The following is a 26082-nucleotide window of genomic DNA, read 5'->3' on the forward strand; positions in this document are numbered from 1 at the left end:
GCCCTTCGGCGGAAGGGAAGAATGCCTGAGCAGCCCAACGGGGCCTACCGGCAGTTTTCGGTACTCATCATCAGTTCCGGCCGCGACGCCCATCTGGCGAACACGGTTCTGGGAATCAACAGGTCCACCCTCCTCCCGGCCGAAATTGTCCTCTGCTACATGAACCAGCCCGGTGCGGTTCCTCCGGCCAGCAGTGTGCCCCTGCGGGTAGTCCATCTGGACACCGGACCTGGTGCGCCGCTGCCGCTGGGTGCGGCCCGCAATGCCGCCGCAGCTGCAGCCCGCTTCCCTGTCCTGGTGTTCCTGGACGTGGACTGCATACCGGCCCCCACCATGTTCGAGGTGCTGCTGGCCGATGCGGGCCGGACCGGCGGCCTGGTCATGGCAGCTCCGCGTTACTTGGCTGCCGACGCCGGTGTGGCTGACTGGGCCGGGCGCGGCAGCGTCGAGGTACTGTTCCGGGATTCCGTTGCCCACCATGCCCGGTCCGCGCTCGCCCCCGAACCAGGGCTGCCGGCACGGCCCTCTGCGGAGTATGCACTGTTCTGGTCCCTGGGTTTCGCTGTGGCGCAGGATGACTTCCACCGTATCGGCGGTTTTGATGAATCGTTCGCCGGCTACGGCGGCGAAGACACCGATTTCGCCTTCACGGCCCGGCGGAAAGGGATACCGCTGGCGTTCTCCGCAGCGGTGATGTTCCACCAGCACCACGGGGTGCACCACCCGCCGCTCCAGCATTTGGAGTCAATTGTGGTCAACGCGAAGGCGTTCCGCCGCAAATGGGGGAACTGGCCCATGACCGGATGGTTGGATGCTTTTGCCGAAGCGGGCTATGTCGCTTGGGATCCCGCCGGCAGTGACCTGCGGCTGCTGCGCTCGCCCGGCCCCGCCGAGCTGGCGGCCATTCGGGTGGACGCGCCGTACTGACCGCCCGACACTGCCTGCTCCACGGCGGCGAGGAACCGGGCGCGGAAGTCCTCCACCGGCACCAGCAATGTCTTGGCCAGCTGTTCGGGATCCCCGTTCCGCAGCTGCTCCAGTGTGCGCTGCCAGTCCGCCACCTCGGCGAAGGTGGCTGCGGAGGCGGCCCCCGCCGTCGTAAGCGCCCGGGCGAAAAGTTCCTGTTCGCGGAACGGCCGGGGTTCGGGGATCACCAGTACCGGCCGCCGCGCTGCGGCTGCGGCGGCGACGGCGTTGTGCCCGCCGGAGGTCACAATGACGTCCGCCGCGGCCAGCCGGGGTCCCGGATCTGACACGACGCCGAGCAGCTGCACGTTGTCGGGCAGGTCCGTCGGCGCTCCGGCGGTGCGGCCCATTACTTCCCACTGCCAGTCCGGTGTGCGGCGGGCGGCGCGAAGCAGATCGGACAGCTGCACTCCGCTGCCGCCAAGCGAGGTTTGCACGCTGACCGTCCGCGGGCGGACCGGAATGGATCCAGGCGCCGGCGCGCTGGCCGGTGCGAGCATGCCGAGGTAGCTGCTCTTGCCGCGGTGCTCGGCCAGATGTGACGGTTCCTCAATGCTCTCGGGGAAGTAGGCAATCAGGCCGTTGACCGATTCATAGGCGAGCCGGTGCGGTGTGTCCGTGCGCTCGCCGTGCATCCGCCGGTGGATGACCGGGTATCCGCACAGGCGGGCGAAGAGGGCGGTCTCCACGGACACGTCCACCACCACTACGTCGGGGGTGAACTCTTGCCATAGTTGGTGCAGCCGGGCAAACCGTTCCCGGACCAGCGGGGCTGCCGGTGCGTAGTGCAGGAAGCTGCCGGGGCCGGGGCCGAAGGGACCGTCGGGCCCGACGTCGGGCGGAAGGGCGGCGAACTGTGCACTGCCCGGGAGGGACGGGATGCCGCCGGGCGGAGCCGTGCCGGTGACCAGCAGCTCGACCGCGTCCAGGCGGGCAATGTTGACCGCGTGGCGCAGGTGTCCGGTGCCGTGGTGGTGGGCGTAGTACGCCACCCGGGGAAGGCGTGCAGAAGGCAAGTCCGGGCTCCGGTCAGCGCACCAGCGCGGTTGAGGCATCGGATGACGATGGCAGCCCGTCCGGCTGCAGCACGGACCGGATTTGGTCCTCGTAGCAGTCCACCATGACGGCGGCGCTGAAGCGGGACGCGGATTTGCGTACGCCGCGGCGGTCCAGGGTGCGGGCTGCGGTGACGGCGTCGGCCAGTGCGTCCGCGCCCAGCCCTTCAGCCAGGCGGCCGCCATCGGCGTCGATGATTTCCGGCATGGCGCCCAGCGGCAGGGCAGCTACGGGGGTGCCGCAGGCCATTGCCTCCAGGGCGGTGAGCCCGAAAGGTTCGGACCAGACCGGCGAGGCGATAAATACGTCGCCGGACCCGAGGAATGCCGCCAGCTGCCGGTGGTCCAGGTGGCCTGCGTGCCGCACACCCCTGCCGAGGTGCGGAGCCACAACACGCTCAAAGTATTTGCGGTCGCTGATCGGCCCGGCGAAGTGCAGTTCCATCCCGGCCGCCCGGGCGGCGTCGATGGCAATATGCAGGCCCTTCTCCGGCGTCACCCTGCCGGCCCAAACGGCGACGCCGGTACGCTGCGCCGGGCCGGCGGGCCAGTCCGCCAGGCGGATGCCGTTGTGGACCACGTGCAGGTCCGGCAGGTGCGGCTGCCATCCGGTGGCGTTGCGTGCCGAGACGCTGAGGAACCGGTGCAGGGGCGAAAGCGGCGCCCGGCCGTCAACCACCGCGTCAACGATCCACGGCAGGGGCGGGGTGTGGAGGATGGTCAGCATGGGCACATCCGCCAGCTCGATGTAGGGCAGCAGGCTCAGCGAGTTGTTGACGACGACGTCGAATCCGCCGGTACGCACCTCCTCGATGGCCCGGTGCAGCGCGGCATCCAATCTCTGCTGCTGAACGGACATTTCCTCCGGGGCAAGCCCGCGGCGGAATTCGAAGGCGGCCTCCAGCACGGGCACCACGCGGCCCAACGAGTCGGACCCTTCCTTAGCGAACAACGTGACGTCATGGCCGCGGGAGGCGAACTCATCGGCCATGAGGGACGTGTGCATCTCGAGTCCGCCGAGGTAGGGGCTGGCGATCGGGTGGTGCAGGTGGGACAGGACAGCTATCCGCAGCGCATTCCCCTCGGCCGCATGCCCCTGCGGCAGGGGGAACTCGATACTCATATTAGTAAGTATGCCTTGTATCCCCGGCGCGGCCCGGCATTGCCTTCCTGCGGCTACCGAAACCACGGGGCCGGGGTGCCGGGAAGCGGTGGGGCGGTTGACCGGTACCGATGGCCGGTTGGTGTGCTGATCTCCACGGTGTGGCGACGGGCAGCAGCAGTGGCCTTCCGGACCCGCGGGCTCAGCTGGTAGGTGGTACCGGACGCCCCGATGACTGTTGCCTTCCAGCCTGGCGCTTCCTTGGCCTGGTTACATGCCTCGCACAGCCCCTGGATATTGGCCGCCTGCGTGGGACCGTCGTCGCGGTGTGGCCGGATGTGGTCCTGGTGCCGGATCGGCGCATCACACCACGGGGTCCGGCAGGTCTGGTCCCGGGCCGTGATCAATCGGGCCAGGGACGCCGGCACGAACCGGGCCTTCGAGTCCATGGCCAGAAGCTCCCCGGAACTTGGGGCAGTGTAGAGGCGGCGCAGCCAGAATCCGGGAGAGGACTCCCCCGGTTCCCCTGACTCCCCCGGCTTCCTTGTCTTCTGAGCCCTCCGACGGGCGCCCTTACCTACCAGATCCCGCGCCCACGGCGCCGGCACTATTCCGTAGCCGGTCAAGTGTGCAGGCTCTTTATCCCCGGCCAGCAAGGTCCGGTCCGTCATCACCAACTGCACCTCCACCGGCACCTGGTCAGCCTTCGCCTGGCCCGTGATGCGTTCAACCATCGTGTCAGCCATGATCTGGCCCCGGCCGCGGGCATCGCCCCGGGCCCGCAACGAATCCGCAGCACGGCACAAGGCCGCATACACCGCAACCCCCTGGGCCACCGGCAGCAAACCCGTCAGGTAGGTCATGGTGTCCGGAGCCGGACGACAGGACACAAACCGGTCCGCCTCCGCCTTCGCCGCCCGCCGCACCAACGCGGCCTGATCAAGCCGGTAGGTGATCTTCCGGATCCTCGCAATCAGGCGGGCATCCCCCGCGGGCATCCCCCAACCCGTCCAACCCGGCAGGATCCCCGGCAATTTCACGGTCCACCAGCCGCCGGTCCGCCACGGACAGGCACGCGGTCTCGCGGACCAGCAGGGTCGCCCGCCACTCACTAATCTGGCCTTCCGACAACGCTTGGAGCGTGCACGGCATCTCCTGGGTCAAGGCCTTCGCGAAGCCCAGGATCCGCCCGCCCCGGGCCGGAGACTCCCGCCGCGCCAACGCCACCTGCGCCCCAACACCCAATCCCTGCTTCTCCGCCGGCAGCCCCGCCCGGGCATGATCAGCACGCACAGATGCGTCCAACGCCGCCGCCACCCGGGCCTGCGCCGCACACGCAGCAGCCTTCAGCTCCTCCAAAGCACGGAGCCGGTCAACAAGCCCTGCATCGGAATCCGCGGCAATCCCGGCCAGGGATTCCTCGGAGGCGAGCGCCCGCGACCAAGACGCCACCTCAACCGGGGACGCAGCCTCCGCAGCGGAGGGACTTTGCCCGGCCGCAGACCGGGAAACAAGCGGGGTATGGTGACCCGAGAGGTCGGACGGAAAGCACTCCGCCACTTCCAATGATTCGAACATGTGTTCGATGGTATCCACTCCGCAGAGGGCCGCAACAAGTACTTTTTATCCTTGTGGAAAAGAATGCAGCTTGCGGGGCTCTGGGCGTCAAAGGCCCTCTGCGGGAGGAATAGTCAAGACCAGCGTTCAGTCATGCATGCCAGCGGCGGCGTCGTGCAGGACGAAGGTTGCAAACCCCAGCTCGCGCCGTGCGCCGCTCAGCCAGGCGTCGCGGTTCTCGCGTGCAGCGGCCAATGCCTGGTCACGATCCTCGGCCGTCGAAGCCTCCCGCACGGCCCAGTCGACGAGCGACCCGGTCCAGCTGAACTGGTAGTCGTCCCACTCGGCCAACGTGCTGACGTGCCCGTACGACGGCTCGAACCCGTACTCATGGATGGCTCGCACGAGGCCGGCGAGGTCGGGATAGGCGTCGGCAGAAACCCCAAGTGCTGCCAGCGCGGAAGCCGACGGGGTGCCCTCCCAGATGCTGTCGCCGATCAGCGCTTGCCCACCGGGGCGCAGGTGCCGCCGGACAGCACCCAGCATGTCCTCCAACCGGCCGAAGGCGTGGCTGGCACCGACGCACAGCACCACGTCGAAGACCCCGTCGTTCCAGGTGGTGGCATCCGTCTCGATCCAGCGCACGCGGTTGCTCAGTTTCCGCTCCTCGGCACGCCGGGCGGCAGAGGATGGGAGCGCTCCATCTCAGCGATGCTACAGGCGGATTCAGGCGACGCCGCGTTGCCGGTTGCAGGCGCAGCCGGACGGTGGCGACGCTCGCGGCCCTGTAGGGCCCTAGGCGGAGAAGGGCTCCGCGTCGAGGGGCAGCGGCGGGAAGTGGTGGTTCGGCAGACGGTCGCGGTCGTAGCTGATGCTGGTGTAACCGTGAGGCGCGGGCTTGCCGTGCTCGTCCAGGTTCACGAAGACAATCTTGTCGATGGTCAGGATGCTGTGCCGGGTGATCATGTTCCGCACCTCGGCCTGCATGGTGAGCGAGGTCCGGCCGAACTTGGTGGCGGTAAGGCCCATCTCGATCAGGTCTCCCTGCACCGCGGAGCTGACGAAGTTGATCTCGGACATGAACTTGGTAACGACCCGCCCGTTACCCATCTGCAGGATCGCGTAGACGGTTGCCTCTTCGTCGATCCAGCGCAGCAGGCTTCCGCCGAACAGCGTGCCGTTGGCATTCAGGTCTTCGGGCCGGACCCACTTACGGGTGTGGAAATTGATGTTTTCTAGAGGCATATATTCAGCTTATCCACAGCCCGGACGCGGACCCGACGGATCCGCCGATGCCTTGCTCACAGACCGGTGTTAGCTCCCTGACGGTGCTGTGGCGCCCGTCCTGCGCAGCCCCGTCCCGCGCCCCCGTCCCGCGCCGCCCCCGGACGGCGACGGCGCTCACGCGGCGCTCACGCGGCGCTCGTGCGGAACGGGCTAGTCGGGCCGTTCGTTGAGCAGGTCGCCGAGCTGCGTAAGGTCTCCGTCCGGCGGAACGGCCAGGCACTCCACGACGTCGGACTGCACGAGCGCGTCTATCAGCGCGGCCGAGCCGCCCACGAGCGTGGAATCGAAATCGATCTCAGTGGCCAGGAACCACTGCCTGTCCTTGGGCCACAGCAGGTTGGGACTTTGCAGACCGTCCCAGCCGCTGGCTTCCTGCCAGCGGGGATCCGCGAAAAGGGAAAGCCCGGCGTTAAAGAGCAGGTACTTCCGGCCCGGCAGTTCGAGCCGGGCCGCACCGAACACCCCTGCTTGGCCGAACGGCGGCGAGGCCGGTTCCGTGCGGCTCCGGCCGTCGGTGCCCACGGTGTGGCGCACCTCCGCACCGCTCACCCACCCCCAGCCCTCCCACAGGCCGGCAAGGCACTCTTCCGGCGTGCTTGTGTGGCCGGCGAGGATACGGGCCACTTCGGCCAGTGAGCCGGTGGCAAGGGAGCCGACCAACGGGTCTTCGTACTGCCAGCCGGGCTCGTTCCACACCGGGTTCCGGTAGCCGGCCAAGACGGAGTCCCACTGCATCAGCGGGTGGGCTACCGTACCGCGTTCCTGCGCCAGTTCGCTCCACAGCAGCCGTCGGGACTCCACTACCTCGGGATAGTCCTGGTCCCAGGACATCAGTTGGGCGTGGATCGGATGGAATATCCGCGCATAGGCTTCGAACCCGCCGGGCACTGTTCCGGTAACGGTGCCCGGCGGTGCCAGCAGCTCCGTAATCCAGAGACCGGCATCCGAATCGGCGAGTGGACCCTCCAGCGGCGTCGTCATGCGGCCAGTATGCCCTAACCGGCAGCAGGAATGGTGCCGCTCCCGCGGACCGCGCGCCCCGCCCGGCGGCCTGCGGGATCCTGCCGGTGGCAGTGCTGTAAGTTGGCCTCACTTCCGGACGGCACTGAAATCGATGCGCCCGGGACACCTCGACCGCCGAAACGACAGGACTTTCCCATCATGACCAGCAGGATTTCCACAGTGCACCTGGACGCCGTCGACGCCGATGCCTCCGCATCCTTCTGGCAACAGGCGCTGGACTGGGACCTCACCGTTGAGGACGGCTTGTACAGCCTCACGGCCAAGGACGGCACGGGACTGGACCTGGACATCATGGCGGTACCCGAGGGCAAAACCGTGAAGAACCGCCTGCACCTGGACCTGGTGGCGGACGGCTGCACCCAGGAGGAAGAAGTGGAGCGGCTGATCGCACTTGGCGCCCGGCGGGTGGATGTGGGCCAGGCGCCCGGGGTGACCTGGGTGGTGATGGCTGATCCCGAGGGCAACGAATTCTGCGTGCTCGGCTAATCGTTCCGGGTTGGGCGGCACGGCACCTGGGCTGCACGGTACCTACTGCTGGTTTGGTGGACGTTCGACGCCGGCCGGGGGCAGGTCGCGGGCGTCTGCCGGCCCCTGGTCCAGCCGGAACGGCGGATATTCGTCCCGCAGGAGTGCGGTGTAGGCCAGCACCCGGTAGGACCAGCGCTGCAGCCCCATGATGAAGTCGAACAGCTGGCGGGGGTAGCGGCTGGTGAAGAGCAACGCCAAGGCGGCAATGAACACCAGCAGGCCCAGCAGTGAGAAGCCTGCCGTCACCCACTCCGTGGCGCCGAACCCGCCGGGACCGTCGTTCCAGCGGACCCCGCCGGGACCGTACCCGTCCGGCCCGTACCCGTTTGGCCCGCCGAAATACCGCGGTGCGCGCACCAGCATCAACGATGTTCCGCTGAAGGCCCCGACAATCAGGGCTTGGGGAATAACGAGCAGCCACCACTTCACCAGGACCAGCCCGCGGGACATGTGCTCGGGGTAGTCGACGTCGAAATCCGCAGGGTAGTGCTCCCGTTCCAAACTGAACGGCGGATAGCGGTCGGTGCCGAGCACCCCCGTGGCATAGAACGCCACCCGCCAGCTCCACCGGATCACCCCCACATTGAAGTCAAAGAGCGCCCGCGGATACCGGGCAGTGAACAGGATCGCGAAGCCGGCCACTATGGTGGCAATCCAAAAGGCGATCCACAGGAAGGACAGCAGGAAGAAGTGCGGAATGGCCAGGAACCACTTCACCAGCCACAACCAGCGGGACAAACCCGGATCCAATTCGCCGTAGAGGCGCGCCGGATAGGGAGCTCCCCCGCCGGGTCCGCCGGCATCGGGTCCGCCGGTGACGGCTGAACCCGGGCCGGGAGCACTTCCCGCCGCCCTGGCGCCGGACGGAGCGGGGAGGGGCGCGGTCGCCCCAACCGGCCGGTACCCGTAGGCACCGCCGGGGACCGGCCCCGGATACCCGCCGGCCGGCGGGTACGCCCCCCGTTTCCGTCCGGCGAGGATCGCTGCGAGGATCAGCGCCACTCCCAGAAGGAACAACACCACGGCACCGATCAGCAGCCACACGGCGGCCACGCCAAACAGGTCCGAGCGAAAGCCCGCCTGCAGTTCGGCCGTAACCTGCGGGGACGCGTCGGCGTTCATCACCACAACGATCCAGTCGCCCTCGGTCGGCGCCCAGTTAATCTCCTGGGGCCCGCTGCCCGCAGCAGAAGCCACCCAGAAGTCCTGCATCCCCGGCGGGGACGGTACCTCCGTGCCCGCCGTCCGCCGGTAATCGACCCGGAACGGGTTGAACCTCACCTCGTCAATTTCGGCGCTCGCCACCCCGTCGAGAAACCGCCGTACCTCAGCTTCGGCGCCGATCCCAATGAACAGGTCGCCGTCTACCCCGGTGCCGCGCACCTGCAGGGATGCGATGTCCTCATTGCCGTCCGCACCCGGGCCGATATCCGCGGAGCCGGTGGTGATGGCGTAGGAGCTGACACTGTAGGTCTCCTCCGGCACCGACAGGTAGCCGTTGTCGCGCTGGGCTCCGGCGATCAGCCCCACCGCCGCAGCCGCCGCACCCAATCCAAGCCCAATGAGGACCAGCAGCGCCCCAATAACAATCATGACGATTCTGCCAGGGTTCATGGCCGTGCCCTTCTCGCATCCCAGCCGTGGCAGGCACGGTCCGGACGCCGTGGGTGCCTGATTCCAGCGTTCGCGCCGCCGCACACAGTGTCAAGGAATACCAAGACCCAGCCCCGGGCCAGTGCCGAACCCGCCTATCAGCACAAGGCAGCAGCCGTCAGAAGTTGATCATGTGGCCGGTCAGCCCGTGGAAGGCTTCCTGCAGTGCCTCGCTCAGCGTCGGGTGGGTGTGCACGTTGCGGGCCAGTTCAGCTGCGGTGAGGTCCCACTTCTGCGCCAGCGTGAGCTCGGGGAGCAGTTCGGAAACATCGGGGCCGATCATGTGACCGCCCAGCAGTTCGCCGTATTTGGCGTCGGCCACCAGTTTCACGAAGCCCACCGGCTCCCCCAGCCCGTGGGCCTTCCCGTTAGCGGTGAAGGGGAAGGTGCTGACCAGGACGTCGTGGCCCTCGTCGCGCGCCTGCTGCTCGGTGAGCCCGAAGCTGGCGACCTGCGGCTGGCAGAACGTGGCCCGCGGCATCATCCGGTAGTCCCCCAGCGGCAAGGTCTCCGCGGCACCGATGGTTTCAGCAGCCACCACACCCATGGCTTCCGCCACGTGCGCAAGCTGCAGCTTGCCGGTCACGTCGCCGATGGCGTAAATGTGCGGCACGTTGGTGCGCATGTACTCGTCAATGCCGATGGCACCGCGGTCGGTCAGCTGGACGCCGGTCTTATCGAGCCCGTAGCCCTCGGTCCGCGGCGCGAAGCCGATGGACAGCATGACCCGGTCCGCCTCGATGCTGCCCTGCTGGCCGTTCTTGTCCGTATAGGTGACAGCCACGGAGGACCCGTTGTCCTGGATTGTTTCCACCTTGGTGGAAGTGAGGATGGGAATGCCGAGCTTCTTGTACTGCTTGGTGATCTCCTTGGAAATGTCCACGTCCTCATTGGGCAGCGCGCGGTCCAGGAACTCGATGATGGTGACGTCCACTCCGTAGCTGCGCAGCACGTAGGCGAACTCCATGCCAATGGCTCCGGCCCCGACAATCACCATCTTCTTCGGCAGGTCCCGGTCCATGATCTGGGCTTCATATGTGACGACGTTCTCGCTCAGCTCCACTCCGGGCAGCAGGCGGACGTAGGTGCCGGTGGCGAGGATGGCGTTGTCGAACGTGATGGTCTCGGTACCTCCCTTGGAGAGGCTGACCTCGATGGTGTGGTCATCGGAGAACACGCCGTGGCCGTCGTATTCGGTGATTTTGTTTTTCTTCATCAGAAAGTGGACGCCCTTGACGCGCCCGTCCGCCACCTGCCGGCTGCGGTCAAAGGCAGCGCCGAAGTCAAAGCTCACCTCACCGCTGATGCCGAACGTCTTGGCCTGGTTGGTGAAAATCTGTGCAAGTTCCGCGTTGCGCAGCAGCGCTTTGGAAGGAATGCAGCCGACGTTCAGGCATACGCCGCCCCAGTACTTCTCCTCCACAATCGCAGTCTTCAGGCCCAGCTGGGCCGCCCGGATCGCGGCCACATATCCGCCCGGTCCGGCTCCGAGAACAACGAGGTCGTAATGTTCACTCATGCTGACTAACTCTCCTTAGCTGCGGTGCGGGACAAGCTGCGGGGCGGGAAAATCATAAGCCGGCTTAAGACTCTCACGCATGGGCCGCGAGGGGCACCGGTTCGCGTGCCGGATCCGGCACGCTGCCCGATCAGATGCCGCCGGATCAGATGCCGCCGGATCAGACGTAACCCCGATAGCCCGCCCAAGCCCGCCGCCGTTCGGGAAACGGGTCGGACTCGATCCGGTCGGACTTGTCGAAGACACGGGTATGCCGGTGGATCTCGTCGTAGCCGGGCCAGTCCACGCCCGGATGGGAGTACCGGGCCAGGCTGAGCAGGGACCCCTGGAAGCGCTGCGACAGGGCCCTGAGTTCCTCGGCGCCGCCGAGCAGGGAGAGGGCCCTGGCCATCCCGGTCCGGGTGTCCCCGAACATCACCGGAACATCAAAGGAATGGGTGGCACCGAACCCGAGCAGGTTCATCATGGGCGTGGCGTAGTCGTAGCGGTAGGCCCATGTTGGTGCGGTTCTGGAATGGCCCTCGGCCACCATCTGGCTCGGATACCAGAAGACCAGGTCACCGCTGATGTCCACTGACCGCTGCCGTGAGGGATACCCGGGGTAGGCGGCCACTACCCGGTCCCGGGCCAGCGGATCCGTACCGGCGAACATCTTCTCGATCCGCTCCGGCGTGGACGGCAGGATATTCGAGACCTTCGCGAACAGTGCCCCCTCCCGTGCCATGGTGCCCAGGACCAGCGGAACAGGGTTGGAATCCCCGTCCAAAAAGGCGTCGATTGGGTGCTTCGGCAGGAAGTCCCCGTCAATGACAGGGGAAACGCTCAGCGTGCCGGGTTGCTTCACCGGCCCGATTTTCGTGGTCATCTTCCGCGTGGCATCCACCAGTTTCGCGGCGCTGATCGAGGTCAGTGCCTCGGCCGCACGGGCGGGGCGGATGCCGAGAATCTCCAGCAGGTCCTCGGCCCACGCCGCGTGCATTTCCGGATAGTAGGCTCCCGACGGCGCGGGGCTCTGCGCGTAGGCCTGATGGAACAACGGTGCCGCTCTGGGGATGCACATCAGCGAGGTTACGGCGATGGCCCCGGCCGACTCTCCAAAGAGGGTGACGTTGTCCGGGTCTCCGCCGAACGCTTCAATGTTCTGCTGCACCCATTCGAGCGCGGCAACCTGGTCCCGCAGGCCCATATTGGCGTCAAAGGGCCGGTCAGGAGTGGAATAAGCGCGGAAATCCATGAACCCCAGGGCACCGATGCGGTAGTTCAGCGATACGTAGAGCACATCGCCGTCGCGCACCAGGTTGGTACCGCGGTAGGTAGGTTCCGCGGACGACCCGGAGCTGAACGCACCGCCGTACAGGTACACGAGGACCGGGCGCAGGGAGTCCGAGGGCTCCAAGGGCGCCGTGACGTTCAGGCTCAGGCAGTCCTCGTCCATCGGCACCCGCCGGTGGCTGCCGGTCAGGTTCGGCGCCTTGGACTGCGGCGGGACAGCACCGAAGGAGCGTGCATCCCGGATTCCGTTCCAGCTTTTCGCCGGTTGCGGAGCGCGCAGCCTCAGTTCCCCCACGGGCGGAGCAGCGTAGGGTATGCCCCGCCAGGTGCGCACACCATGCTCTGCGATTCCCTGCACCAGCCCATTGCTGGTCTCGACTACCAATGAGGCCACGTCTATAGCCACGATCGACTCTTTCCAGCCGGCGAAGACCTGCACGCTTGCGACTATCCACCATAGCCGCGGCATACCGGGGTCACCATACACGGGGTTCCGCGCGGACTGCGGCTACCGCATTTTGGTGCTGCGGCCGTTATTGGAGCTGGGTATCCGGCCGGGAACTATGCTGCGGCGGCAAGCCGGTGCGCGGGGCTTCGGCGGACGGCCGCACTGCTCCGCCGGGACTCCCGCCGGTGAACCGCCACTTCCTTGGCGCACAGCAGGGCAACGGCGATGACGTTGAGGGCAATCTTGGTGCCGGTGGACCAGTCGGTCCCTACGCACAGGAGCCAGACGGTGATCAGGACCGGCAGGTCCGCCGTCTTCAGCGCCTTCACTGCGCTGTTCCTGCGTGTGCTTTTCCTGCACTTACAGATAGGGCACAGCGGCTTTCCCTGCCACTGTGCACAAAGGCTGCTCCGCAGCCGGCATTTCCAATCCATGGAGCCATGAGGACACTTCTTCCGTGAAATCGCCCGAGACCTAAGTATCTGCGTCCCTGCAGGGACGCAACATAACATAATTTGTATCACATACCTGCGTATTCCACGGCACAGACCGGGTAGGCGCGGAAGACTACCCGAGCGACACCGTTCCACCCTGCACATGCCACCGCGTGTCGAGGCGGACGTTTTCCAGCAGCCGCCGGTCATGGGAAACCAGCAGGAGAGCGCCCTCGTAGCTTTCCAAGGCCTCTTCCAGCTGCTCGATGGCGGGCAGGTCCAGGTGGTTGGTGGGCTCATCCAAAACCAGGAGGTTCACGCCGCGGGCCTGCAGCAGGGCCAGCGAAGCGCGGGTCCGCTCCCCCGGAGACAGCGCATCGACGCGGCTGGCAACCTGATCGGCCTTCAGCCCGAACTTGGCCAGCAGGGTCCGGGCCTCCGCAGAGGACAGTTCCGGAACGGCCGCTTCGAAGGCGGTGCCCAGCGCCTGCGCCGGGTCCAGCTGTCCGCGGCCCTGGTCGATTTCCCCCACCGCAACGGAGGCACCCAGGGAGGCAGTCCCGGCGTCGGGCACCTCCCGGCCCAGCAGCAGCCGCAGGAGCGTTGATTTGCCGGCGCCGTTGGGACCCGTGATGCCGATCCGCTCCCCGGCGTTGACCTGAACGGAAACCGGACCGAGGGTGAATCCGCCACGGGTCAATGTGGCCTCGTTCAGCGTGGACACCACCGAACTGGAACGCGGGGCGGAACCGATACGCAGTTGGAGCTGCCATTCCTTGCGCGGCTCCTCAACCTCGTCCAGGCGTGCGATCCGCGATTCCATCTGCCGGACCTTGCGGGCCTGCTTTTCGGAGGACTCGGTGCTTGCCTTGCGCCGGATCTTGTCATTGTCCGGGTTCTTCTTCATGGCATTGCGCACACCCTGGGAACTCCATTCCCTGGTGGTGCGTGCCCGGGACACCAGATCGGCCTTCTTGTCGGCGAACTCGTCGTACGCTTCCCGCGCATGGCGGCGGGCAACGGCACGTTCTTCCAGGAACGCCTCATAACCGCCCTCGTAGACCGCCACGCCGTTCTGCGCCAGGTCCAGCTCCACCACCGTGGTCACACAGCGGGCCAGGAACTCCCGGTCATGGGAGACCAGGACAACGCCGCCGCGCAGCCCGCGGACAAACTGTTCCAGCCGCGCCAGTCCGTCAAGATCCAGATCATTAGTCGGTTCATCCAGCAGCACCACATCAAAGCGGCTCAGCAGCAGGGCCGCCAGTGCCGCCCGGGCCGCCTGCCCGCCCGAGAGACCGGTCATCTCGGCGTCCAGGCCAACGTTCAGGCCCAGGTCCGCAAGGACCGCCGGGGCCCGGTCCTCCAAATCCGCGGCACCGGAGGCCATCCAGCGGTCAAAGGCCGCGGCGTAGGCGTCGTCGGCACCCGGGATTTCCTCGCCCAGGGCGGCCGCCGCGGCTTCCATGGCTTCCGTTGCCGCTGCAGCGCCGGTCCGCCGGGCCAGATAAGCGCGCACGGTTTCCCCGGCCAGCCGCTCGTGTTCCTGCGGGAGCCACCCGACAAAGGCGTCCGACGGCGAGGTGCTCACCGTTCCCGCCTGGGGTACCGCCGCCCCGGCCAGGAGCCGCAGCAGGGTTGACTTGCCGGCACCGTTGGCCCCCACAACGCCCACCACGTCGCCCGGGGCCACCGTCAGGGAGAGGTGTTCAAAGAGGGTGCGGTGCGCATGGCCGCCGGAGAGGTCGCGGGCGACAAGGGTTGCAGTCATACCTCCATCCTATTTTGTGCCGGCACTGTTTCCGTCCGGGAGGGCAGCGGTATGGTGGCTGGATTGCCGCCGCACCAGCCGCCGCACCAAAGGACTGCCATGACTGCCATGCATCCCTCGGGCCCCGGGGCCCTCCGGCTCATTTTTCCCCAGTGGCAAGGCGCTGCCGGCGCCGGTGCCGTCGGCTCGCTGCCGGCGGGCCAGCCGCACCAGACCCAGCTGTCCTACCATCTGGGTCCGTCGCTGCTCGAGCTGCTTTCCCCCGAGCATGACGGACCCACAGCTTTTGTACCCGTCAGCACCGACACCTCCGAAGCCGCCGTCGAAACGGTGGACGGCATCTACGCCCGGTCTGCTGTGCTCCTGCAACTCCAGGAAGCCGTGCGGGTGATGCAGGAAGCGGATCCTCAGTCCGTGGTGACCTTCGGCGGCGAGTGCTCGGTAAGCGTTGCGCCGTTCAGCCATCTGGCCGCCCTGTACGGAGATGACTTGGCAGTGCTGTGGGTGGACGCCCACCCGGATACCGGTATGCCGGGCGACGGCTACACCGGCTTCCGGTCCATGTCCCTGGCGACCCTTGCCGGGCTGGGCGACCCGGAGTTCCTCGCCTCGCTGCCGGCGGTGGTGCCTGCGGGCAATGTCCTGCAGATTGGGCTGCGGGACTGGCAGGACCCGGGGATCGAAACGAAGCAGAGGCTGGGTATACGCAGCGTGGGAATCACTGACACCCCCGAGGACACCCGGCGGATCCTGGAGTGGCTCGCCCTGACCGGGGCCACTAAGCTGGCCATCCACGTGGATCTGGATGTCCTTGACCGGCGGGACTTCGCGGACAGGACAGGCTCCGGAACCCGCGGGGTCCGCGTTCCGGACCTGCTGCGCATCATGGACGCCGTGGGCGAGGCAGGAGAAATTGTCGGTCTGTCCCTTGCCCAGCATGCACCCCTGGAACTGCTCCGGCTGGGCGGGCTGCTGCGGGATCTTCCCGTCTGATCATCCCCCCGTGCTCAGCGGTAGCCGCGGTAGCCGTTCCAGGCCAGCCGGCGGGCGCGGTGCGGATCCGAAACGATCAGGTCCGTGGCGTCGAATACTTTGGTGGTCCGGCTACGGCTGTCGTAGCCCGGCCACAGCGGGCCCGGACGGCCGGTCCGGGCGAAACGCAGCAGCGCCCCGCGGAAACGGTTCCCCACCGCAACGGCTGTGGACTTACCGCCGGCCAAGGTCAGAAGGCGTCCCAGCCCGGAGTCGTAGTTGCCGAACACCGCTGGAATATCCAGTCCGTGCGTGGCGCCCACACCCAGGATCCGGGCCATCGTAGGGGCGTAGTCGAACCGGTAGGACCATACGGGGGCATGGGCGCTGTGGGCCTCTGCGACCTGGACGCTGGGCAGCCAAAATACAGCGTCCCCGCCGACGTCGACCGCCTGGTGTTTGCGCGGGTAGCCCGGGTAGGCCGCCAGCACCTGGTCCTGCAGCTCCGGCGCGGTCCGGGCGAACATCTTCTCGATCCGCTCCGGCTTGGTGGGGAGGATGTCTTCGAACCGGTCGAAAAGGGCCCCTTCACGGGACATGTTGCCGATGACCAGCGGCACGGGATGCGCTTTGCCCGTACGGAACGCGTCGAGGGGATGCAGGGGCAGGAAATGCCCGTCCACCACCGGCGCCACGGCCCGCGTTCCGGGATCCGTCTCCGGGGCTATGCCGCGTGTCAGCCGCTGGGTTGCTTCCACCAGGCGCTCGGCCGGTATCCGGGCCAGCGCCTCCGCTGCCCCGGCCTCGTCCACCCCCAGCAGTTCCAGCAGCGAAGCCGCCCATTTTTCCGGCAGGCCCGGTCCGTAGGCAGTGGCGGGCGCTGAACTCTGGGCGAATGCCCGGTGGAAAAGCCCCCGTGCGGACGGTACGCACATCAGGGCGGTGATCGACATGGCGCCGGCGGATTCGCCGAAGACCGTGACGTTGCCGGGGTCACCGCCGAAGCCCGCTATGTTCCGCTGCACCCAGCGCAGGGCCGCCACTTGGTCCGCCAAGCCGAGGTTCACGTCGAAGGCCCGCTGCGGTGTCGAATAACGGCGGAAGTCCATAAAACCCAGGGCACCCAGCCGGTAGTTCATGCATACGTAGACCACGTCGCCGCGAAGGACCAGATTGGTGCCGTCATAGGCGGGGGCCGAGGCGGCGCCGGAGGTGAACGCTCCCCCGTGGAAATAGACCAGCACCGGGCGAGGTGCTGCCGTTTCGGCGGGTGCCGTTACGTTGATGGTCAGGCAGTCTTCATCCATGCGGGTCTTCGGGCCTGCACCAAGTCCGGTTCGGGTCCGCACCTGGGGCGCCGCAGGCCCGTACCGTGTTGCGTCCAGCACATCGTTCCACGCCGCCGCCGGCTGGGGCAGGCGCAGGCGGCGTTCCCCGGTGGGCGGTGCCGCGTACGGTATCCCCCGCCAGGAACGCACACCGCGAAGGACCGTGCCGCGCACCAGCCCTTCCGTGGTCGCAACGGTCAGGTTCGGTTGAGCCGTAGTTATTGACACAGCTTTCCTTCCGCGGGTGTTCAAGGCACCGCGATCCTATCCGCGCCGGCCAAGCGCGGGCTACGGCTGCACCCCCTTTCCGCTGGCAAATGAGCTAAGCCGAGGGCGGACGCACCCGGCCCGACTCCGCAATATATCGACAGCATGCTTATGGTGGAGGAACCGTAATCAACGAAAGGAATGTCGAATGTCACGCATCGCCATTATCGGAGGGCACGGAAAAGTCGCACTGCACCTCGCCCGCCGGCTTACCGCATCCGGACACCAGGTCAGCTCGCTCTTCCGCAATCCGGAGCACACCTCCGACGTGGAACAGACCGGGGCCGACGCGGTGGTCGCCGACGTCGAAAACCTCTCCACGGAACAGCTCACCGAGCTGCTGAACGGGGCCGACGCCGTCGTCTGGACTGCCGGTGCAGGCGGCGGCAGCGCTGAGCGCACCTACGCCGTCGACCGTGATGCCGCCATCCGCTCCATGGACGCGGCCGAGGCCGCAGGTGCCCGGCGCTATGTGATGGTTTCCTACTTCGGGGCCGGCAAAAACCACGGCGTTCCTGAAGACGACTCCTTCTACTCCTACGCCGAGGCCAAGGCGGATGCCGATGAACACCTCAAGGCCAGCAACCTGGACTGGACAATCCTCGGTCCCAGCGCACTGACCATGGACCCCGGAACCGGTCGGATCGAAACCGGGCCGGGCATCACCGGCGGGCAGGTCTCCCGCGAAGATGTGGCCCAGGTGGCCGCCGAAGTCCTGGAACGTCCCGCAACCATCGGCCGGACGATCGAGTTCAACAACGGCCCGACGCCGGTGGCAGAGGCCCTGGACTCCCTCGCCTGAGCCGGGTCTCTCGCTGGCGTTGTGCCGGCGGAACCGCCTAAAGTCCCGAACACCCCCCATCCGAAAGGAACACCATGAACCAGCCGGAGCAGCAGCAGGAAGTACCGGGAACCCAGAAGGAGATGACGCCTGTCCCCGACTGCGGTGAAGAAACCTACCGCGGAAGCGGCAAGCTCACCGGCAAGGCAGCGGTCATTACCGGCGGTGACAGCGGGATCGGGCGCGCCGTGGCCATTGCCTACGCGCGCGAGGGCGCCGACGTGCTGATCTCCTACCTCAGCGAGGACGAGGACGCCCGCGACACTGCGCGCCTCGTGGAAGAAGCAGGACGGAAGGCAGTCCTGGTCCGCGGGGACCTGGACACTGCTGAGCAGTGCCGGAAGGTCATCAGCACTGCCGTGGAAGAGTTCGGCAAGGTGGACATCCTGATTCACAACGCCGCCTTCCAGATGGACCGGGAAAACATTGAGGACATCCCGGACGAGGAGTGGGAGTACACCTTCAAGGTCAACATCAACGCGATGTTCTATCTGGTGAAGGCCGCCCTGCCGCACATGGGTCCGGGGTCCTCCATCATCGGCACCTCGTCCGTTAATTCGGATATGCCGGTACCCACCCTGGCACCGTACTCAGCCACCAAGTCCGCCATTGCCAACTTCTCCGCGAGCATGTCGCAGCTGCTTGGCGACCGGGGAATCCGGGTGAACAGCGTGGCTCCGGGACCCATCTGGACCCCGCTGATCCCCGCCACCATGCCGGCGGACAAGGTGGGTTCCTTCGGTGCGGACACCCCACTGGGGCGTCCCGGCCAGCCCGCTGAACTGGCGCCGGCCTACGTGCTGCTCGCCTCCGATGACGGAAGCTACATCTCAGGTGCCCGAATTGCCGTTACCGGAGGAAATCCCATCCTCTAGTTCCGGCGGCCGCTGAAAGCCGTACGCAACCAAAAGGACCAGCCGTGCAAACCGCACGGCTGGTCCTTTTCTTGGCACGCCCGGAAAAGCTAGCCGGTGATCTTGTACTTCTCCCGGTCCGCGGCATCCAGGACCCGCTGCTCTTCCAGGGCCATGGCGCTGCCGCCGCGGCTGCGCGGCATCCACCATGCACCGGGTTCGGCAGCCACCGGGTAGGTGTCAATGCATTGGTCTATACCGGCCTGCAGTTCCTCCTGCAGCCGGAGGGTCTCCTGTGCCACGTCCACGTCGCCGTCGAGACGGATCATTTCGCCCACGTGCACGCGCACCGGGTTCTTCCAGACGGACTTGATGCTCAGCCCGTGCCCGCGGGTCATCATGCGGTGACCGCCCCACACGGAGACGGGAATGATGGGCACGCCCGCTTCGGCGGCCATGCGCACCGCACCGGTCTTCAGCTCGCGGACGGTAAAGCTGCGGCTGACGCCTGCTTCGGGCAGCACCGCGAGATAATCGCCGCCGCGGAGCTTTTCAACCGACTCCGTATACGCCGCTGCGCCGTCGGCACGATCCACAATGACGTGCTCGCACCAGTCGCATACAGCCTTCACAAAGGACTTCCTGGCGGCCTTCTTAGTGACCAGGAAGCGCATGTGGACCTTGAGCTTGCGCCACATCAGCAGCTCTGCGAAGGCGAAGTCCAGATAACCGAAATGCGTGATGGCTACTACTGCGCCCTTGCCGGGGACCACTTTCCGGTCCAAGCCGCGGATTTCCTCGTCCATCGGAAGGTTCTCCAGCCCGGACGGGATCACCGGGACAGAGAAAATGGCGCGGGCTGCAAGCCCCGTAAACACGATGCTTCGGTACACATACTTGTTGGGGGAACGCTTGGCAGGCAACGTCGGCTCCTGAGTTTGGGGGGAAAATCGGGGCAGGCAATAAAATCCTACCGTGGACACGCCGTCCCCGTTGCCGATCCCGTTGCCGCCGGCCTCCTTTCGTTGCCCGCGGCTCCCCCGCGGCGCCGGGGAGCAGACGGGAGCCGTGCGGAGGGCTATCTTTTGAGCCATGGCCATTCGCGGGAAAGCCACGCCTGCCTCGGATCCCGCTGCCCTGGATCCCGCCGCGCTGGAGGATGCACGCCTGGGCAACGTGGACTGGATGCTGCATCCCCGGGGGTCGGTCCGCTCCCGCTTCGACGCCCCCAGCGGTTCCCTGGCGGCTCTAAGCATGGGTGATCCGGAGGATCCGGCAGTGATCCTGGTGCCCGGGGCCATGGGCTCGAAAGAAGATTTCTCCCTGATGCTCCCCGGGCTGGCTGCTGCGGGGTACTTCGCCTTCAGCTTTGATCTGGCCGGCCAGTACGAGTCGGCCGCCGCCGGCCCCGAAAACCTGGACCCGCCGCGCAGCCGGTACGACTACGACCTGTTTATCGCGGACCTGCTTGCCGTCCTGGCCGTCCACGGACCGGCGCACGTAGTGGGGTACTCATTCGCCGGCGTCGTAGTCCAGCTTGCGGCGCTGCGGCGGCCGGACCTGTTCCGCAGCATCACCCTGCTTGGCTGCCCGCCGCGCGGCGGGCAGAGTTTCCGGGGCGTCAGCCGGATCGGCTGGCTCGCACCGCTGGTCAGCGACCGCCTCAGCGCCGACTTGATTGTTTGGGGCGTGCGGCGCAACTTCATCCGGGCCGACGCCGGGCGGATGAAGCTGGTCAACCACCGGTTCACCGTCACCCGGCGGGACTCCGTCCGGGACATGGTGGGGCTGATGCGCCATGCCCCGGACCTGCGGGCCGCCCTGGGGGCGTCCACGCTGCCGAAGTTCGTCGCCGTCGGCGAACATGACGTGTGGCCGGTGCGGCTGCACCGCGAATTTGCCGCGAGCATCGGCGCCTCGTTCGCCGCCTACGGCAGCGGGCACAGCCCGTGCGAGGAATCTCCGCACCAGCTCACGCGCGACCTGCTGCGGATGTACCGGTCCGCGGCGCCGGGCACGCCGTGAACTCCGCAGCCGGCGCCGCACCGCCCGCCGGTACCGGCGGCGTTCGCGCAGGCGGCGCAGCGGCGGTTCGCCGCGGAAATCCACTTTGAAGGTCACGTACGCCATGGCCACCCGGCGGTACACGTCTGCCCAGGTGTACAGCGGCCGCGCGGATACGCCCACCCGCAGGTGCCGGTCCCAGCGGACATCCATCTCCGCCCGCACCTGGTACCCCAGATCCAGGTCGTCATGCACGGGAGGGGCGCCGCGGTGCACCCGTCCGCGGAGGCGGGACCACATGCTGCGGTGGAAGCCGAAGTTCGACCCGAACAGCGGCGGATGCCCCATGAGCAGGCGCATGGACCAACGGTAGCCGCCGATATACAGATTCTGCGCAACCCAGCGGATCAGTGAGCCGGAGCCGTAAAAATCGCCGGGTCCCGTGACCGCGGTGTTTTCACCGGCGTCGAGCATGGCCGCCTCCAGTTGCGCCAGCCATGACGGGGGCGGCACCGAATCGGCGTCGAGCCGGGCCAGCCATTCCCCGTTTGCCTCATCGAATCCGCGGAAGGTTGCCGCAGCCACTCCGACGTTGGGCTCATAGACGCGCCGGACGCCTGCGGCACGGCAGACGGCCGCGGTGCCGTCGGTGCTGGCGTTGTCCACCACCACAATCTCATCCGGTACCCGCGTCTGCTGCGCCAGTGCCCGCAGGCAGACGGCGAGCATCGCCGCGTCATTGCGGGCGGGAATTACCACCGAGATAGTCGACATCTCATCCTGACGGCCCGGTCCGGGTGGGGCTTTGTCGATTCTGCCACGCGCAGTGTCCACCGGCACGTCACAGGGCTTAACCCGCGGTAATGCCGGGCCACATTCCTTGGCTGCGGGAAACCTGCGGAACTAGCGTTGCTGAACCGCGGCGGATACCCGCCCCAAAAGGTTCTTCCCCTAGGAGCAGTTGCAATGCTTATTTCAGGCCTGCTGGTTGGCGTTGCCCTCGGTTTCGTGATGCAACGGGGGCGTTTCTGCGTCACCGGTGCGTTCCGGGACGTGTGGGTCACCCGCAGCACCCGCTGGCTTACGGCCTTCCTGGTGGTGGTGGCCGTGCAGAGCGTCGGCGTCTTCGCCCTCGACGCCGCCGGGGTCATCAGCCTCTCCGCCAACGCATTCCCGTGGCTGGCCACGATTATTGGCGGGTTTATCTTCGGTTTCGCCATAGTGCTGGCCGGGGGCTGCGCAACCGGCACCTATTACCGCGCCGGTGAAGGGCTGGTGGGCAGCTGGTTCGCCCTGGCCGCCTATGCCCTGTTCGCGGCCATCATGAAGACGGGCCCGCTGTCCGGCTTCAACACGGCCATGTGCTCGGTGACCGTGGAACAGAGCAACTTCTATTCGGTGCTGGGAGTATCACCCTGGCTGTTTGTGGCCCTGCTGGTCGCCGGCGTCGGCCTGGCGGTCCGCCACCACCTGCGCAAGCCGAAGATCCGCCTGGCATCGCTGCCTCCGGCGAAAACCGGACTGGCGCACCTGCTGTTCGAGAAGCCGTGGAACGCCTTCGCCACCGCTGTAGTGATTGGCCTGATCGCCATTGCCGCGTGGCCGCTGAGCTGGGCCACCGGCCGCCAGGACGGGCTGGGCATCACGACGCCGTCCTCCAAGCTGGTGGGCTACCTGGTCACCGGTGATCCGGAACTGGTGGACTGGGGTGTGTTCCTGGTGATCGGCATCCTGCTTGGCTCCTACATTGCGGCCAAGGGCAGCGGCGAGTTCCGGGTCCGCGTGCCCGACGCCGCCACCGTCCTCAAGAGCTTGGGCGGCGGTGCCCTGATGGGCATCGGTGCCGCGCTGGCCGGCGGGTGCACCATCGGAAACGCCATGGTGCAGACCGCGCAGTTCAGCTTCCAGGGCTGGACGGCCCTGGTCTTTATGATCCTCGGCACCGGCCTGGCCGCGAAGCTGACCATCCTCAACCGCCGCTCGGCGCCTGCTCCGGCCCGCGTGCCCGCCGGCGTCTAACCCCACCCCCGCAAGAAGAAAAGGAACACCACAATGGCTCAGGTCACCCTGGAAACCAACGGATCCGTCTGCCCCTTCCCGCTCGTGGAAGCAAAAGAGGCTATGAAGACGCTGAACACCGGAGACGAACTCGTGATCAACTTCGACTGCACGCAGGCTACGGATGCCATCCCCCGCTGGGCGGCGGAAAGCGGCTACCCGGTTACGGACTTCGCCAAGACCGGGCCGGCAGAATGGTCCATTACGGTGCAGAAGGCCTAGCGGTATCAGGACCGTCTGCCGGTTTTAGTCCCCGTACTGCAGCTAATCCTTCCGGCGTGCCCGGCTGGGCTGCACCCGGGGCGGCTCACCGGGCATTTTGGGATAGTCCGGCGGGAACGGCAGCTCGCCCAGCCCGTTGGACACATCCCGTTCCCACCATTGGAGCAGGACGTCGATGGATCCAGGGTTCCGGTACATGTCCGCCCACGGGTCCCGTACCGTGCGCAGCCGTTCCGGAATGGTGGCGATGGTGAAGTCCGCCGGATGCACGTGCTCCAGTTCGTCCCAGGTAATCGGGCAGGAAACCGGTGCATCCGGCAAGGCCCGCGGACTGTAGGCACCTGCCATGGTGCGGTCCCGGTTGGCCTGGTTGAAGTCCACGAAAACGCGCTCTCCGCGCTCCTCCTTCCACCACGCCGTCGTCACCTGCTCCGGCATCCGGCGCTCCACCTCCCGGGCCGCGGCGATCACCGCGTGCCGCACCTCCAGGAACTCATGCTCGGGCCGGATCGGGGCGAAGAGGTGGATGCCGCGGTTGCCCGAGGTCTTGATGAATGCCTCCAGGCCGGCCTCGGCCAGGATGGTGCGCAGCTCTTGGGCCGGGCGGACGGTGTCGTTGAAATCGGTTCCCGGCTGCGGGTCCAGGTCTATGCGCAGCTGGTCCGGGTTGTCCGTGTCTTCCGCCCGGGACGGCCACGGATGGAACACCACGGTGTTCATCTGCACGGCCCAGACGGCGGCGGCCGGCTCGTCCAGCACCACCTGCGGATGGGACCGGGCGCTGGGGTACTTCACGGTGACCCCTCGCATCCAGTCCGGCATGCCGCGCGGCGGGTTCTTGGAGAAGAAGACTTCGCCGCCGATGCCTTCCGGAAAGCGTTCCAGCGACACCGGCCGGTCGCCGTTGGCGCGGATGAAGGCCTCGCCCACCTCGGCTACGTAACGGGCCAGGTCGAGTTTGGTGATACCCGGCTTGGGCCAGAGCACCCGCCCCGGACTGGAGATGCGGACCTGCCGCTCCCCTTCCGGACCGGGAACGGTCAGGGTGGTTTCCTCACGTGCCATGGGCCTGCTTCCCCTCTAAGGACCTGTGATCCACGAGGTTACCGTGTCAGGCGGCAGGAACGCCCAGCTTGGGATCCACCGGTGTGCCGGGGCGGACATTCTTGCGGCCGTGCACAAAGTGGTACAGCACGGTGGATGCCAGCACGACGGCGGCCAGCACCCAGTACATTCCGTGGTACCCGGTAACCGGCAGGAGCATGCCCAGCAGCAGCGGCCCCACGCCAATGCCTGCGTCCATGAGGATGAAGAACGTGGAGGTGGCCAGACCGATCCGGTGCGCCGGTGCCATGCTGACGGCGATCGCCTGGGCGCACGGCATCAGGGCGCCGAATCCGAAGCCCAGGAAGATCCCGGCCACTGCCAGCACGGCGTTGTTGGGTGCGTAGGCCAGCAGGGCCAGGCCGGCGGCGAAGGACACCAGAGTCGGGTAAATCACGGCATTGTCGCCGTGGCGGTCCTGGATGCGTCCCACAAAGAGCCGGGACACCAGCACCACCGCGGCATAGACCACAAAGAAGAGGCTGGCACCGAGGACCAGGCCCTCGGACTGGGCGTAGGAGTTCAGGAAGGACAGGACTCCCGCGTAGGCGGCGCCGGCTATGAACATTACGGAGGCAATGGACAAGGCTCCGGGATCAATGATGTCCGTCAGGTGCATCCGCCACTTGTTCTTCTGTTCCTCCAGCGTGGGCGTGCGCTCGGGCAGGCGCAGCACCAGGGACAGGACAAGTGCGACCGCGGCGCAGGCGGTGGTGACCAGGAAGAGGGCGCGGTAACTCACCGAATCCACCAGCATGACGGCGAGGAACGGCCCGACGGCGGTGGCCAGTGTGGTCGAAATGCCGAAGTAGCCGGTGCCTTCCCCGCGCCGGTTGATCGGGATTAGCCCCATCACGGACGCTGAAAGGCTCGTGCTGGCCGCGCCGAACGCTGCACCGTGGATGATCCGCACGGTAAGCAGCAGGGCCAGGCTGTCCGCCGGGATGTACAGGAGTGCGGCCACAACGAAGACGGCCAGGCTGACAATCAGCAGCCGGCGCCGTCCGACAAAGTCGAGGAACTTGCCCGCGAAAACCCGGGCCAGCAGGGCGCCGATAACAAAGGAACCGGATGCGAAGCCGCCGGCGCTGTCCGAGGCCGCGAATTCCTCAACGGCATACAGGGCCATGCTGGTCATCAGCAGGTAGAACACCATTGAGAGGAACAGATTGGTGATGATCGCCAGCACAAATCCCTTGGTCCATAATTTCTGACCGCTGCCAGCCACTGCGTTCTCCTGTTTTCTCCGATACGCGCCGCCACCGATTGGAAGGCGACCTAACGATCTTACGCGCGGACACGGGCGCCCGGGCTGCTGCGGAAGGAAAAAGCGACGAAGGCCACAGGACTGCGGGGTAGTGGAAAAGCCATCAGGGGCATCAGGAACCACACATGTATCACTTCCCGGGCCCACCGCCACCCGGATGCGGCCCCGCAGCAGCCGGACCGAGACTGAACGGCCCGGAATTTCCGGTGCCAGAGTGACTAAACAGGAGCAAAGTAATTTCCTGCGCCTAGCACACAGCGGCGCCACTCACACCCTCCAGAGAAGCTGATCACTAAATGGTTATCCAACCGTAACCGTCTCGTATGGTTGAACGCATGCCGCTTTCTGATGCGGCTCCCCCGGGCTTGTTACCTAGCTCTGCCGCTGGTCCGGGGTCCACAGAACGCACCACCACGGCAGAGGCGGGGGAACCAATTACGGGTTCCTTGAATCCTTGGGGTTAAGCCAAACCGGATTCAGTCCGGTCGGCCGGGTGACTCCCATCCGCATCCGACAGCTCACCTCGCAGGTATCGGGAGAGGTTATCTAC

General features: G+C 66.8%; 21 protein-coding genes, 3 pseudogenes and 1 riboswitch. Of the genes and pseudogenes, 8 read left to right on the forward strand and 16 right to left on the reverse strand.

Annotated elements, in window-relative coordinates; all coding sequences use genetic code 11:
* Positions 1 to 21 precede the first annotated feature (21 nt).
* Entirely contained in the window at positions 22 to 927 is a 906-nt protein-coding gene (locus tag LJ754_RS09420; RefSeq protein WP_227926354.1) for a glycosyltransferase family 2 protein, read from the forward strand.
* Here LJ754_RS09420 and LJ754_RS09425 read toward each other — a convergent pair.
* From LJ754_RS09425 to LJ754_RS09455, 6 genes and pseudogenes are all read right to left on the reverse strand, one after another.
* Positions 831 to 1982: a glycosyltransferase gene (locus LJ754_RS09425; RefSeq protein ID WP_227926355.1), complete on the reverse strand. Its 1152-nt coding sequence runs from the start codon at positions 1980 to 1982 to the stop codon at positions 831 to 833. The genes LJ754_RS09420 and LJ754_RS09425 overlap by 97 nt on opposite strands.
* A 13-nt stretch (positions 1983 to 1995) precedes the next feature.
* Positions 1996 to 3144 carry a glycosyltransferase gene (locus tag LJ754_RS09430; RefSeq protein WP_227926356.1) on the reverse strand — a complete coding sequence of 383 codons (1149 nt, stop codon included), beginning with the start codon at positions 3142 to 3144 and terminating at the stop codon, positions 1996 to 1998.
* A 53-nt stretch (positions 3145 to 3197) separates the two neighbouring features.
* Positions 3198 to 4536, reverse strand: a pseudogene (locus tag LJ754_RS09435) (DUF222 domain-containing protein).
* A 291-nt stretch (positions 4537 to 4827) separates the two neighbouring features.
* Positions 4828 to 5355: pseudogene (locus LJ754_RS09445) on the reverse strand (SAM-dependent methyltransferase); the annotation flags it as partial.
* A gap of 120 nt (positions 5356 to 5475) precedes the next feature.
* Positions 5476 to 5925 carry an acyl-CoA thioesterase gene (locus LJ754_RS09450; RefSeq protein ID WP_227911259.1) on the reverse strand — a complete coding sequence of 150 codons (450 nt, stop codon included), beginning with the start codon at positions 5923 to 5925 and terminating at the stop codon, positions 5476 to 5478.
* 192 nt (positions 5926 to 6117) lie between these two features.
* Complete coding sequence (locus tag LJ754_RS09455; RefSeq protein WP_227926359.1) at positions 6118 to 6948, reverse strand: hypothetical protein; 831 nt, start codon at positions 6946 to 6948, stop codon at positions 6118 to 6120.
* A gap of 180 nt (positions 6949 to 7128) precedes the next feature.
* Here LJ754_RS09455 and LJ754_RS09460 point away from each other — a divergent pair, with 180 nt between their 5' ends.
* Positions 7129 to 7476 carry a VOC family protein gene (locus tag LJ754_RS09460; RefSeq protein WP_227926360.1) on the forward strand — a complete coding sequence of 116 codons (348 nt, stop codon included), beginning with the start codon at positions 7129 to 7131 and terminating at the stop codon, positions 7474 to 7476.
* 42 nt (positions 7477 to 7518) lie between these two features.
* Here LJ754_RS09460 and LJ754_RS09465 read toward each other — a convergent pair whose 3' ends face one another.
* From LJ754_RS09465 to abc-f, 5 genes are all read right to left on the reverse strand, one after another.
* On the reverse strand, positions 7519 to 9132 hold the full coding sequence (locus LJ754_RS09465) for a DUF4389 domain-containing protein (protein ID WP_227926361.1): 1614 nt from the start codon (positions 9130 to 9132) through the stop codon (positions 7519 to 7521).
* 157 nt (positions 9133 to 9289) lie between these two features.
* Complete coding sequence (lpdA, locus tag LJ754_RS09470) at positions 9290 to 10690, reverse strand: dihydrolipoyl dehydrogenase (RefSeq protein ID WP_227911255.1); 1401 nt, start codon at positions 10688 to 10690, stop codon at positions 9290 to 9292.
* Between the two features lie 160 nt (positions 10691 to 10850).
* The gene (locus LJ754_RS09475; RefSeq protein WP_227926362.1) at positions 10851 to 12401 is read right to left on the reverse strand and encodes a carboxylesterase/lipase family protein; all 1551 of its coding nucleotides are present in this window, start codon (positions 12399 to 12401) and stop codon (positions 10851 to 10853) included.
* 122 nt (positions 12402 to 12523) lie between these two features.
* Positions 12524 to 12739 (reverse strand): hypothetical protein, encoded by a 216-nt coding sequence (locus tag LJ754_RS09480; RefSeq protein ID WP_227926363.1) that lies wholly within the window; start codon positions 12737 to 12739, stop codon positions 12524 to 12526.
* Between the two features lie 238 nt (positions 12740 to 12977).
* On the reverse strand, positions 12978 to 14615 hold the full coding sequence (gene abc-f, locus LJ754_RS09485) for a ribosomal protection-like ABC-F family protein (protein WP_227926364.1): 1638 nt from the start codon (positions 14613 to 14615) through the stop codon (positions 12978 to 12980).
* A 99-nt stretch (positions 14616 to 14714) separates the two neighbouring features.
* Here abc-f and LJ754_RS09490 point away from each other — a divergent pair, with 99 nt between their 5' ends.
* A complete protein-coding gene (locus LJ754_RS09490) occupies positions 14715 to 15608 on the forward strand; it encodes an arginase family protein (RefSeq protein WP_227926365.1) in 894 nt (297 codons plus the stop codon).
* Positions 15609 to 15622: 14 nt separating this feature from the next.
* Here the strand turns inward: LJ754_RS09490 and LJ754_RS09495 are convergent, their stop codons facing one another.
* Positions 15623 to 17143: a carboxylesterase/lipase family protein gene (locus LJ754_RS09495; protein WP_227926366.1), complete on the reverse strand. Its 1521-nt coding sequence runs from the start codon at positions 17141 to 17143 to the stop codon at positions 15623 to 15625.
* 187 nt (positions 17144 to 17330) lie between these two features.
* On the opposite strand from LJ754_RS09495, the gene LJ754_RS09500 reads away from it, so the two are divergent.
* Positions 17331 to 17984: an SDR family oxidoreductase gene (locus tag LJ754_RS09500; protein WP_227926367.1), complete on the forward strand. Its 654-nt coding sequence runs from the start codon at positions 17331 to 17333 to the stop codon at positions 17982 to 17984.
* Positions 17985 to 18058: 74 nt separating this feature from the next.
* Positions 18059 to 18898 carry an SDR family oxidoreductase gene (locus LJ754_RS09505; RefSeq protein WP_227911246.1) on the forward strand — a complete coding sequence of 280 codons (840 nt, stop codon included), beginning with the start codon at positions 18059 to 18061 and terminating at the stop codon, positions 18896 to 18898.
* Between the two features lie 89 nt (positions 18899 to 18987).
* Here LJ754_RS09505 and LJ754_RS09510 read toward each other — a convergent pair whose 3' ends face one another.
* Complete coding sequence (locus tag LJ754_RS09510) at positions 18988 to 19800, reverse strand: lysophospholipid acyltransferase family protein (RefSeq protein WP_227926368.1); 813 nt, start codon at positions 19798 to 19800, stop codon at positions 18988 to 18990.
* Between the two features lie 169 nt (positions 19801 to 19969).
* On the opposite strand from LJ754_RS09510, the gene LJ754_RS09515 reads away from it, so the two are divergent.
* The gene (locus LJ754_RS09515) at positions 19970 to 20902 is read left to right on the forward strand and encodes an alpha/beta fold hydrolase (protein ID WP_227926369.1); all 933 of its coding nucleotides are present in this window, start codon (positions 19970 to 19972) and stop codon (positions 20900 to 20902) included.
* Between the two features lie 207 nt (positions 20903 to 21109).
* Here LJ754_RS09515 and LJ754_RS09520 read toward each other — a convergent pair.
* Positions 21110 to 21655, reverse strand: a pseudogene (locus tag LJ754_RS09520) (glycosyltransferase family 2 protein); the annotation flags it as partial.
* Between the two features lie 192 nt (positions 21656 to 21847).
* Between LJ754_RS09520 and LJ754_RS09525 the strand changes: the two are divergent.
* On the forward strand, positions 21848 to 22900 hold the full coding sequence (locus LJ754_RS09525; RefSeq protein ID WP_227926370.1) for a YeeE/YedE family protein: 1053 nt from the start codon (positions 21848 to 21850) through the stop codon (positions 22898 to 22900).
* Positions 22901 to 22933: 33 nt separating this feature from the next.
* A complete protein-coding gene (locus LJ754_RS09530; RefSeq protein ID WP_227926371.1) occupies positions 22934 to 23161 on the forward strand; it encodes a sulfurtransferase TusA family protein in 228 nt (75 codons plus the stop codon).
* A gap of 42 nt (positions 23162 to 23203) precedes the next feature.
* Here LJ754_RS09530 and ligD read toward each other — a convergent pair whose 3' ends face one another.
* Both ligD and LJ754_RS09540 read right to left on the reverse strand, forming a co-directional pair.
* Complete coding sequence (ligD, locus tag LJ754_RS09535; RefSeq protein ID WP_227926373.1) at positions 23204 to 24226, reverse strand: non-homologous end-joining DNA ligase; 1023 nt, start codon at positions 24224 to 24226, stop codon at positions 23204 to 23206.
* Between the two features lie 46 nt (positions 24227 to 24272).
* A complete protein-coding gene (locus LJ754_RS09540) occupies positions 24273 to 25493 on the reverse strand; it encodes an MFS transporter (RefSeq protein ID WP_227926374.1) in 1221 nt (406 codons plus the stop codon).
* A gap of 435 nt (positions 25494 to 25928) precedes the next feature.
* Positions 25929 to 26078, forward strand: a riboswitch (cyclic di-AMP (ydaO/yuaA leader).
* Positions 26079 to 26082 lie beyond the last annotated feature (4 nt).

The organism is Arthrobacter sp. zg-Y40, assembly GCF_020731535.1.
Taxonomy (GTDB): Bacteria; Actinomycetota; Actinomycetes; order Actinomycetales; family Micrococcaceae; genus Arthrobacter_B.